We start from the raw sequence: 9,275 nt of genomic DNA on the forward strand, positions 1-9,275 counted from the left end.
CGAAGCCCTGGACATAGAGGTAGCAGGTGTAGACCATCGAGCCGTCGGCCGGACCGCAGGCGTTGCCTCCGGCGCCGCCGCCGACGATGTACGCCGAACTGAAGATCTGGAAGGAGTGGATCGTCTCCAGCAGGACGTTGAAGAAGAGCACCGGGGAGATCATCGGCAGCGTGATGTTCCAGAACCGCCGCAGCTTGCCGGCCCCGTCGACCTCGGCCGCCTCGTACAGCTCACGCGGGACCTGTTTGAGGCCGGCCAGGAAGATGACCATGGGGGCGCCGAACTGCCAGACGGTGAGCGCCACCAGGCTGTAGATGATCATGTCCGGGTCGCCGGTCCAGCCGCCGACGTCGATCCCGAAGATCTTCTGCGTACGGTCCACGATCGCGTCGTCCGAGAAGATCGCCTTCCAGACGATCGCGACGGAGACGCTCGCGCCGATCAGTGACGGCGCGTAGAAGGCGGCCCGGTAGAAGGCCTGCCCGCGCCGCTTCTGGGCCAGCAGCAGCGCCACGCCCAAGGCCAAGAGCAGCTTGAGCGGCGTACCGACGACCACGTACCACAGCGTCACCCGCACCGAGTGCTGCCAGCGCGGATCGCCGAACATCTCCGAGAAGTTGTCGAAACCGATCCACTTGGGCGCGTCGAACAGGTTGTAGTCGGTGAAGGCGAAGTAGAGCGAGGCGACCATCGGGCCCGCTGTCAGCAGCAGGAACCCGGCGATCCAGGGGGACATGAAGAGATAGCCGGCCAGGGTCTCCCGGCGGCCCCGCCGCTTGAGGTCGGCGGGGCGCTGGGAGTTCACCGGACCGTGCCGCGGCTCAGAGACCTTGGACAGGTCCTCCGTCGCAGGGGCGTGTGTCACGGTGGTTCCCATCAGGTGCCGAGAGCCGTCTTCGACTCGGTGAAGAACTGCTTGACGGCGTCGTCCACCGAGCGCTTGCCCAGGCCGAGTTCCTCACCAATGCGCAGGAACGCGGCCTCACAGATGTCCGCGCCGTTCGGGTGCGGCGTGATGGGCTCCAGGACACCCGCCTCGACGAGGGACTCCTCGTAGGCGGCTATCGCCTGGTTGACCGGGTCGTTCGGCTTGTACGCGTCGAACTGGGCCTGCGTCGCGGGCACACCGCGGTCGTATCCCATGATCTTGGCGACCTCGGGGTCGTGGACCATGAAGTCGATGAACTGGGCCACTTCCTTGGGGTGCTGCGTGCGCTTGGAGGCACTGAGCATGAGGGAGCCGAGGTACTGGCCGGTCTTCTTTCCGTCCGTGGTCGGGATGGGAGCCAGGCCGTACTCGCTCTTGCCCTCGGAGGTATAGCGGACGGTGAAGTTGTCCCAGGTGAACTCGCCACCGGAGAGTTCACCGGCGACCGCGGACTTGGGCTTGATCTGGGCGACCTTCTTCTGGTTGGCGTAGATGCCGTCCTCGACACCCTTCTTGGCCTTCGTCCACCAGTCCTTCAGGTCCGCCTCGGTGAACCCGAGCCCGCCCTCGGTGAAGAACGCCTTGCCGTTCTGGCGCAGGTAGAGGTCGTAGAGGTACATGATGTTGTACGGGCCGGTGTCACCGGCACGCCCCGTCTTGTCGCGGATCTTCTCCATGGCCGCGTGGTAGTCGTCCCAGGTCCAGCCTTGCTCCGGCTTCACGCCCGCCTTGGTGTAGACGGGCTTGTCGATGACCAGAGCCATCGAGTTGGAACCGACCGGAACGCCGAGGAGCTTGCCGTCGACCTCGCCGAACTTCTCGAGTCCGGCACGGAATCCGTCCATCCGGAGGTTGCCGGCCTTGACCTGCTCACCGAGATCGAGCAGCACGTTCTTCGCGTCGTATTTGCGCAGGAACCCGATGGCATTCTGGAAGACGTCCGGCGGATTTCCGCCGGAAGCCTGGGTGTTGAACTTCTTCCAGAAGTCGAGATAAGGCTGGAAGTCCGTTTTCACCTTGATCTTCGGGTACTTCTTCTCGAAGAGCGCGATGGTCTTGTTGATGCGCTGGGCGCGGTCCTCGGCACCCCACCACGCGTAACGGATCGTCACCGTCCCGTCCGCGGAGGTCCCTCCGTCGCCACCGCAGCCGGTGGTCGCGGCCAGCCCCAGCGTGGCCGCCGTGGCCCCGGCTGCCTTCAGAATCGTACGTCTCTCAACATTCCTGCCGTTCACCACGGTTGGACCTCCCCGCACGTCGTCCCGCTCGCATGAATCGTTTCAAGTAAGCGCTTGCTGGCACAAGGTACGGAGGGCCTGAGGGTGCGTCAATGATTCGGACAAGAATTTCTTACCGAGCGGGCCGGAGGCGAGGCGGGAGGGGGCGGGGACGCGCCGGGTCCGCCGGGGTGACGTCACTGGTCCGGGCCGGTGCGGTCGGTGGGCCGAACGGGGCCGGGTCGCTCACACGGGTTTCGGGAGCGACCGAAAGACGACGCCGGGGTGGATGGCGTGGAGCCGCGCGCGAGGTGGCCGGTTTCCGTCAGCGGACCCTGGAGAAGAACGGCACGGCGGGCCTTCGGCAACCGTGACAACGGACACCCGCACGACGGCGGCCCACCTGCGCTATCGCAGGTGGGCCGCCGATCCGGGTGGGCGATACTGGGTTCGAACCAGTGACCTCTTCGGTGTGAACGAAGCGCTCTCCCACTGAGCTAATCGCCCGGACGCAGGAAGAAGATTACCCCATGTCAGGGGGTGCCTGTGACCAGCGTCGGCCTGGCACCGGCACCCCCGCCGCGGCTCACTGGTTCTTGATCTTCCACGGCATGGCCATGCCGAACTTCCACAGGTAGATACCGACCAGTACGGCCACGATCACCAGCCCGATGGTCGTCAGGATGATGTTCCGGCGGCGCACCTTGGGGTCGAGGGCGCGCTGCGCAGCCTCCGTGACCTTTCGCTTGGTCCAGCGGAGCACCAGCTGGGCCCACACGAACTCGGTCGCCCAGATCGCCATGCCGCCGAAGATCACGACCCAGCCCGGCCCCGGCAGGGGCAGCATGATGATGCCCGCCACGACGACCGCGAGCCCGATGATGAAGACGCCGACCTGCCAGCTCACGTGCAGCAGGCGGCGCGCCTTGATGAATTCGGGCGCCCGCGAGCCGAGACCCCGCTCCTGCTCGCTGCGCACCTCGTCCGTCCCCGTCTCGTCCGGCGCCACGGCCACCTCGCCCGGCTCGTCACTCCCCGTATTCATACGGCCAAACACTACCGGAGCGAAACCAGTCACCGGAATGGACGCACGGCGCGAACGACCTCTCGGCCAGAAGAGTTACATAAAGGCACGCAAAACACCCAGAGGGGTTTACAACGGCACCGTAGGTGGCATGTCGATTTCGCCGACGTGCGAATCCCCGAGCGCACACTGAGCGAAAGGCCCTGGCGCTTATGAACACCACGGTCAGCTGCGAGCTGCACCTGCGCCTCGTTGTGTCGAGCGAGTCCTCCCTGCCTGTCCCCGCAGGCCTGCGGTACGACACGGCCGACCCCTACGCCGTGCACGCCACCTTCCACACCGGAGCCGAGGAGACCGTCGAGTGGGTGTTCGCCCGCGACCTCCTCGCCGAGGGACTTCACCGCCCTACGGGTACCGGCGACGTCCGCGTCTGGCCGTCGCGCAGTCACGGGCAGGGCGTCGTGTGCATCGCCCTGAGCTCGCCGGAGGGCGAGGCCCTGCTCGAGGCCCCGGCACGGGCCCTGGAGTCCTTCCTGAAGCGGACCGACGCCGCCGTGCCGCCCGGCACGGAGCACCGGCATTTCGACCTCGACCAGGAGCTCTCGCACATCCTGGCGGAAAGCTAGGGCGAGGCCCTCACAAAGCCGCCCGGCGCCGTCGACTCGGGGAGACGGCTCGGGCCTGGACAACCGCATACGGAATACACCGGCGCCGGCACCGCGGATCACGCGGGGCGGCGCCGGCTCGGGTGTGGCGCCGTTCGGATCGCGTGTGCCGCCGGCGGCAGCCCGCGGCGACGGGCCGTCCGCCGCCCGGAGGGCGGGCGGGAACCATGGCCTGCCCGGCGGCGTTGCATTCGAAGCCATGTGCGGGCATGAGAGCGGTCCGGCGGTGGTGGAGCCATTACCATCGGCCAGCATCGGCGGGCGCCTGCCCGACCCCCAGGCCAGGGAGCGAATCGTGCTGATCACCCACGACACCCGGTGCGCCCTCGACACCGTGGTCGATCTGGTGAACACCGCACCGGAGGACGACACGGCGGCGGACGGGCTGCCGGACGTGGCGACACTCGCGGAGTTCGTACGAAACCATGAGATCAGCGATATCGGAGTGCTCTCGGAGTTCGACCTCTCCGCGGTGCGGAAGATCCGCGGGCGGTTCGCCGCCGTCTTCGCCGCCCCTGACGCCCGGGCCGCCGCCGGCCTGATCAACGAGCTGGTCGCGGCCGCCGGCACCACACCCCGACTCACGGACCACGACGGCTATGACTGGCATGTGCACTACTTCGCGCCCGGCGCCTCCGTCGCCGACCACCTGGCCGCCGACTGCGGGATGGCGCTGGCCTTCTTCGTGGTCGCCGGGGAGCAGGAGCGGCTGCGGCGGTGCGAGGCGCCCGACTGCCGGAGGGCCTTCGTCGATCTGTCCCGCAACCGCTCGCGGCGGTACTGCGACAGCCGCACCTGTGGGAACCGCCTGCATGTGGCCGCGTACCGGGCGCGCCGTAAGGAAGCGGCGCGCTGACCGCCACCGCAGGGGCGATTGACGGGCGGATGGATCGTCGATGCCGACGCGGTCCCGGCGGGTGGCGCCGGGTACCGCGGGTACGGCTCACAGCAGCAGCAGGTCGTGCAACGAGGCCATGAGCAGCAGACTCCCGATCACCGCAAGGAAGATCATCAGCGGTGGCTGGGAAAGGGCGAAGAGGCAACCACGTGGCTCGTCCTGCCGGGGACGGGGCTCGTCCTGCGGCGGCGCGGGGTCGCTCTGATTCGTCGTGTCCAGCATCTCGCGGCGATGATGACGCAGTCGCCGGGTCAGACGCGATCAGCGGCCTCGTTCCGTGCGGGAGTGCGCCGATTCCGCGAGGTCCGGTTCAGGTTGTGATCACTTCCGCGCACCCTCGGACCCACTGTGACGATTCGGCCGATGCCCGGCCGTCATATGCCGTGCTTCTTGAGGATGGCCTCGATGTCGCTGAAGTCGTCGTCGCCCCGGGATGCCGTCGCGGGCCGAGTGGCCGGGCGGGACCCCTGGCTCTGGCCCAGGGAGGGCGCCGAGGCCGCCGGAGCCACAGCCTCCGGCTGGGCAGCCGCGCGGGCCGCCCTGCGTTCCTTGCGGGTGCCTCCGCGGCGGCGCTCCACGACACGCGTGGTCGTGAACAGCACCCACGCGATTCCGAGCACTCCGAAGCCCGCCCAGGCCATCGGGCTGAACGCGGTGTCGGCCAGCCACTCGACGACGCCCGTCATGACCAGGCCGATCGGCACGAGCGAGTAAGCCGCGATACGGGTCGCCGCGAGGAAGCGCTTGCGGTACGCCGTGATGAGCGCAATACCCAGGCCTGCCGCGGACACGGCGGAGCAGACGGTCTCGGCAATCATCCGGTCCTCCAGGCGTGGCGCGGTCGAACAGGGGCACTTCGTCCCTTCCATCCTGCACCCGCCGTACGCCGGGGGGCCATGCCCCGGCCCGACATCAGGGACATCTCCGGGTCGCCTCCTCCGCAGGTGCCGGTGCGCGTGTACGGCCTGGGAGAATGTCGGTATGAGCGACTCCTCCCCCGCCCCTGCCGCCACCCCCGTCCTCGAGGTCTGGTGCGACCTCCAGTGCCCGGACTGCCGCACCGCGCTGGACGACCTCCGTGCCCTGCGCGCCCGCTACGGCCACCGTCTGGAGCTGCGGCTGCGGCACTTCCCCCTGGAGAAGAACAAGCACGCCTTCGCCGCCGCCCAGGCCGCGGAGGAGGCGTGGGAGCAGGGCCGGGGCTGGGAGTACGCCGAGGCGCTGCTGGGGCGGGTCGAGGAACTGGGCCGCAAGGGCGAACCCTTCCTGGTCGAGCTGGCCCGCGAACTGGACATGGACGCCGAGGAGTTCGACACGGCCCTGATCGACGGCCGGCACATCCTGATCGTGGACGCCGACCAGGCCGAGGGCAAGGCGATCGGCGTGACCGGCACCCCGACGTACGTCATCGGCGGTGAGCGGCTCGACGGCGGCAAGAGCCAGGAGGGGCTGCGCGAGCGGATCGAGCAGATCGCGGACCGGCTGCTGGGCGGGCAGGAGCAGCAGCAGGGCTGACCCGAAGGCCCCCGCCCCTGGCCGCCCGTCCCTGCCCGGCCGCTACACCAGCGGCTTGTACATCGCGTACAGCTTCGTCTCGTAGCCGAGCGACGCGTAGAGCCGTTCGGCCGGGGTGTTGCCGGCGAAGACGTTGAGGCCGATGGCCCGCCTGCCCTCGACGATCGCCTGGGCCTCGGCCAGCAGCATGAGGGTGCGGCCGTGCCCCTTGCCGCGGTGGGCGGCGTAGGTCTCGACGTCGAAGACGAAGGCGCTGTCCGCGCGCAGCGCGAGCCACAGCACGCCCACCGCCGTCCCCTCGTGTTCCAGGACGCTGATGAGCGTGCCGTGGGTGGCGAGGCCCTCGGGCAGCAGGGTGGCGTGGTCCCGCTCCGACTTGGCGCGGGCCTCGGCCTCCGGAACGCCCCGCTCAATCCAGCTCCGCGCGTAGTCCTCCTCGCCCTTCTCCAGCCAGGGGCCGAACTCCGCCTCGGTCATGGGCCGGGCACGGCTCCCCTCCGGCAGCTCCGGCGGGGTGTCGCCGAGCGACTTCTCCATGCCGCGGTTGCGCACGACGTAACCGAGCGCGGTGGCGAGCCGGAACGCCGCGGCGGCGTCGGCGGGGACGGTCGCCTCGATACGGCGGCACCCCCAGCCGCGCGCCACCTCCTCGGCGGCGAGCGCGGCCACCGTGCCCCGGCCTCGCCCGCGGTCCGGTTCGTCGATGCGCAGCTTCGTGATCCGGGCCACGGCGTCGCCGAACACGGGATGCGTGCCGAGGTGTATCGCCCCTACGGGACGGCTGTTCACGCACACCTGGTAGCGGCGTGAGCGCGTCCCGTCGGCGTTCTGCTGAAGCGGCTCGGTCGGCCGCAGGGTCGTGGTCATCAGGGGTGTTCTACCCGCAACCACGCCCCCGGTCAGCCGAATATGCGGGGTTGTCAGGGGTCGAGGTCGTCCCCGGACCGGTCCTCGAAGATCCGCATGGCCTTGGCGGTCACCGGGCCGGGCGCGCCGGGCAGCCCACGGTCGTCGACCCGGTGGACGGCCTGGACGTCCCGCAGGGTGGACGTGAGGAAGACCTCGTCGGCCCGCTCCAGGACGTCCAGCGGCAGGTCCGTCTCCTCGGCGCCGGTCCATTCGATCGCCAGCGCGCGCGTGATGCCCGCGAGGCAGCCCGAGGCGAGCGGCGGAGTGTGGATCTCGCCGTCGAGGACGACGAAGACGTTGGACCCGGTGCCCTCGCACAGCTGTCCCACCGTGTTGCCGAACAGGGCCTCGGAAGCGCCCTGTTCGCGGGCGCGGGCGAGGGCGACGACGTTCTCGGCGTACGAGGTGGTCTTCAGGCCGGTGAGCGCGCCGCGCTCGTTGCGCGTCCAGGGGACCGTGATCACGGCGGTGGAGTCGGGGCGGCGGGTGGTCGCGCCGAGGGCGACGACGAGGGTCGGGCCGTGCTCGCCGCGGTCGGAGCCGAGCGGGCCGTGGCCGCCGGTGTAGGTGATGCGCAGGCGGCCGAGCGGCATGGGGTTGGCCTCGAGGACGGCGGCACAGGCGCGGCGTACCTCGTCGTGGTCCGGGTCGGGCAGTCCGAGGCCGCGCGCCGACCGGGTCAGCCGGTCGAGGTGCCGCGTGAGCGCGAACGGCCGGCCGTCCACGGCCTTCACGGTCTCGAAGATGCCGTCGCCCACGGTCAGCCCGTGGTCGAAGACGGAGACGCGGGCGGACTCCATGTCCTGCAAGCCGCCGTCGAGCCAGATCTTCACGTCAGGTCCTCTCCACTCACCTCATACGCTCCCGACGCTATCGCGAGCAGCCGGGCCGCCTTCAGCTCGGTCTCCCGCCACTCCCCCTCGGGATCGGAGCCCCATGTGATGCCGGCGCCGGTGCCGAAGCGCAGCACACCGTCGGCCCGGTCGATCCAGAAGGTGCGGATCCCGACAGCCAGCTCACCGACCCGCCGGTCGGCGTCGACCCAGCCGATCCCCCCGCAGTACGGTCCCCGGGGCGCCGTCTCCAGCGCGTCGATGATCCGCAGCGCGCTCGACTTGGGCGCGCCGGTGACGGAGCCGGGCGGGAAGGCGGCGGCGAGCAGTTCGGCCCAGCCGGCCCCCTCCCCCAGCTCACCGCGGACCGTCGACACGAGATGGACCAGCCCCGGATGCTTCTCGACGGCACACAGGTCGGGCACCGTCACACTGCCGGTGGCGCAGACCCGCCCGATGTCGTTGCGGACCAGGTCCACGATCATCACGTTCTCGGCGTAGTCCTTCTCCAGCAGGTCCGCCTCGGTGCGGCCGGTGCCCTTGATCGGTCCGGACACGACGACGCGTCCGTCACGCCGCAGGAACAGCTCGGGGGACGCGGTGGCGATCTCCACTCCGTGACCGGGCAGGCGGATCGTTCCTGCATACGGTGCCGGGTTGCCGCGGGCCAGCAGCGCGGTGAGGGCGTCCACGTCGGCGCCGGGCGCGACGGGCGCGGACAGCACCCGGCACAGGTTCGCCTGGTAGACCTCTCCGGCCGCGATGTGCTCGCGGATCCGCCATACCGCCGCCGTGTACGCTGCGCGGTCGAGCGACGACGTCCAGTCACTCTCCGCCGGTCCCCGCCACACGCCGGGCACGGGGGCGGGCACGGCCGCCTTCCGCACGTCCCGGAAGCGTGCGCAGGTCAGACGGCCCTCGAAGTCGGCGCAGACCGCCCAGAAACCGCTGGACTCCAGGGCTTCGGGATCGTCGGTGACGTCGAGGAGCCCGGTGGCGACACGGTCGCCGAAGCGGGCGAGGGGAGGAAGGTCGAGCACGCAGTCGAGTCTATGGCGGGTGTCCCGCGGGTGACCGGGGGATGTCCCTTCGTGAGGCGCTGTGACCGCCCTGAGCAGGGGAAGCGCAGCACGCTGCACAAACGCGTTTTTGTGCTGGCCCCGGAATCCGCTAGAGTTCAACTCGTCGCCGGGCCGCGAGAGCGGGCCGAAACGACAAGCGGACGTAGCTCAGTTGGTAGAGCGCAACCTTGCCAAGGTTGAGGTCGCGAGTTCGAGCCTCGTCGT

The 9,275-nt window shown here is 69.8% G+C and carries 11 protein-coding genes and 1 tRNA gene; 3 read left to right on the top strand and 9 right to left on the bottom strand.

The genetic code is table 11. The features are described from left to right. The 4 genes from AOQ53_RS35115 to AOQ53_RS35130 all read right to left on the bottom strand — a co-directional run. On the bottom strand, positions 1–877 hold an 877-nt coding region (locus tag AOQ53_RS35115), incomplete at its 3' end, for a carbohydrate ABC transporter permease (RefSeq protein ID WP_059423607.1). Further along, positions 877–2,166 carry an ABC transporter substrate-binding protein gene (locus AOQ53_RS35120; protein ID WP_059423608.1) on the bottom strand — a complete coding sequence of 430 codons (1,290 nt, stop codon included), beginning with the start codon at positions 2,164–2,166 and terminating at the stop codon, positions 877–879. The genes AOQ53_RS35115 and AOQ53_RS35120, both read right to left, overlap by 1 nt. A 414-nt stretch (positions 2,167–2,580) precedes the next feature. Continuing rightward, positions 2,581–2,652 (bottom strand) — tRNA-Val (locus tag AOQ53_RS35125). A 79-nt stretch (positions 2,653–2,731) separates the two neighbouring features. After that, entirely contained in the window at positions 2,732–3,190 is a 459-nt protein-coding gene (locus tag AOQ53_RS35130; RefSeq protein ID WP_059423611.1) for a TIGR02611 family protein, read from the bottom strand. 191 nt (positions 3,191–3,381) lie between these two features. Here AOQ53_RS35130 and AOQ53_RS35135 point away from each other — a divergent pair, with 191 nt between their 5' ends. Both AOQ53_RS35135 and AOQ53_RS35140 read left to right on the top strand, forming a co-directional pair. Next, complete coding sequence (locus AOQ53_RS35135; RefSeq protein WP_004002642.1) at positions 3,382–3,795, top strand: SsgA family sporulation/cell division regulator; 414 nt, start codon at positions 3,382–3,384, stop codon at positions 3,793–3,795. Positions 3,796–4,129: 334 nt separating this feature from the next. Next, positions 4,130–4,690 carry a CGNR zinc finger domain-containing protein gene (locus AOQ53_RS35140; RefSeq protein WP_059423613.1) on the top strand — a complete coding sequence of 187 codons (561 nt, stop codon included), beginning with the start codon at positions 4,130–4,132 and terminating at the stop codon, positions 4,688–4,690. Positions 4,691–4,777: 87 nt separating this feature from the next. On the opposite strand, the gene AOQ53_RS45035 is transcribed toward AOQ53_RS35140, so the two are convergent. Both AOQ53_RS45035 and AOQ53_RS35145 read right to left on the bottom strand, forming a co-directional pair. After that, the gene (locus AOQ53_RS45035) at positions 4,778–4,954 is read right to left on the bottom strand and encodes a hypothetical protein (RefSeq protein ID WP_167537303.1); all 177 of its coding nucleotides are present in this window, start codon (positions 4,952–4,954) and stop codon (positions 4,778–4,780) included. A gap of 152 nt (positions 4,955–5,106) precedes the next feature. Continuing rightward, a complete protein-coding gene (locus AOQ53_RS35145; protein WP_059423615.1) occupies positions 5,107–5,550 on the bottom strand; it encodes a hypothetical protein in 444 nt (147 codons plus the stop codon). A gap of 163 nt (positions 5,551–5,713) precedes the next feature. On the opposite strand from AOQ53_RS35145, the gene AOQ53_RS35150 reads away from it, so the two are divergent. Beyond that, complete coding sequence (locus AOQ53_RS35150; RefSeq protein WP_059423616.1) at positions 5,714–6,247, top strand: DsbA family protein; 534 nt, start codon at positions 5,714–5,716, stop codon at positions 6,245–6,247. Positions 6,248–6,289: 42 nt separating this feature from the next. Here AOQ53_RS35150 and AOQ53_RS35155 read toward each other — a convergent pair whose 3' ends face one another. Genes AOQ53_RS35155 through AOQ53_RS35165 form a run of 3 tightly spaced genes read right to left on the bottom strand, consistent with a single transcriptional unit; the run spans position 6,290 to position 9,029 of the window. Next, the gene (locus AOQ53_RS35155) at positions 6,290–7,114 is read right to left on the bottom strand and encodes a GNAT family N-acetyltransferase (protein WP_059423617.1); all 825 of its coding nucleotides are present in this window, start codon (positions 7,112–7,114) and stop codon (positions 6,290–6,292) included. 53 nt (positions 7,115–7,167) lie between these two features. Continuing rightward, complete coding sequence (locus tag AOQ53_RS35160; RefSeq protein ID WP_059423619.1) at positions 7,168–7,989, bottom strand: aminotransferase class IV; 822 nt, start codon at positions 7,987–7,989, stop codon at positions 7,168–7,170. Beyond that, positions 7,986–9,029 carry a chorismate-binding protein gene (locus AOQ53_RS35165; protein WP_059423621.1) on the bottom strand — a complete coding sequence of 348 codons (1,044 nt, stop codon included), beginning with the start codon at positions 9,027–9,029 and terminating at the stop codon, positions 7,986–7,988. Before AOQ53_RS35165 ends, AOQ53_RS35160 begins: the two co-directional genes overlap by 4 nt. Between the last annotated feature and the right edge of the window lie 246 nt (positions 9,030–9,275).

Source organism: Streptomyces azureus, assembly GCF_001270025.1.
GTDB classification, from domain to species: domain Bacteria; phylum Actinomycetota; class Actinomycetes; order Streptomycetales; family Streptomycetaceae; genus Streptomyces; species Streptomyces azureus.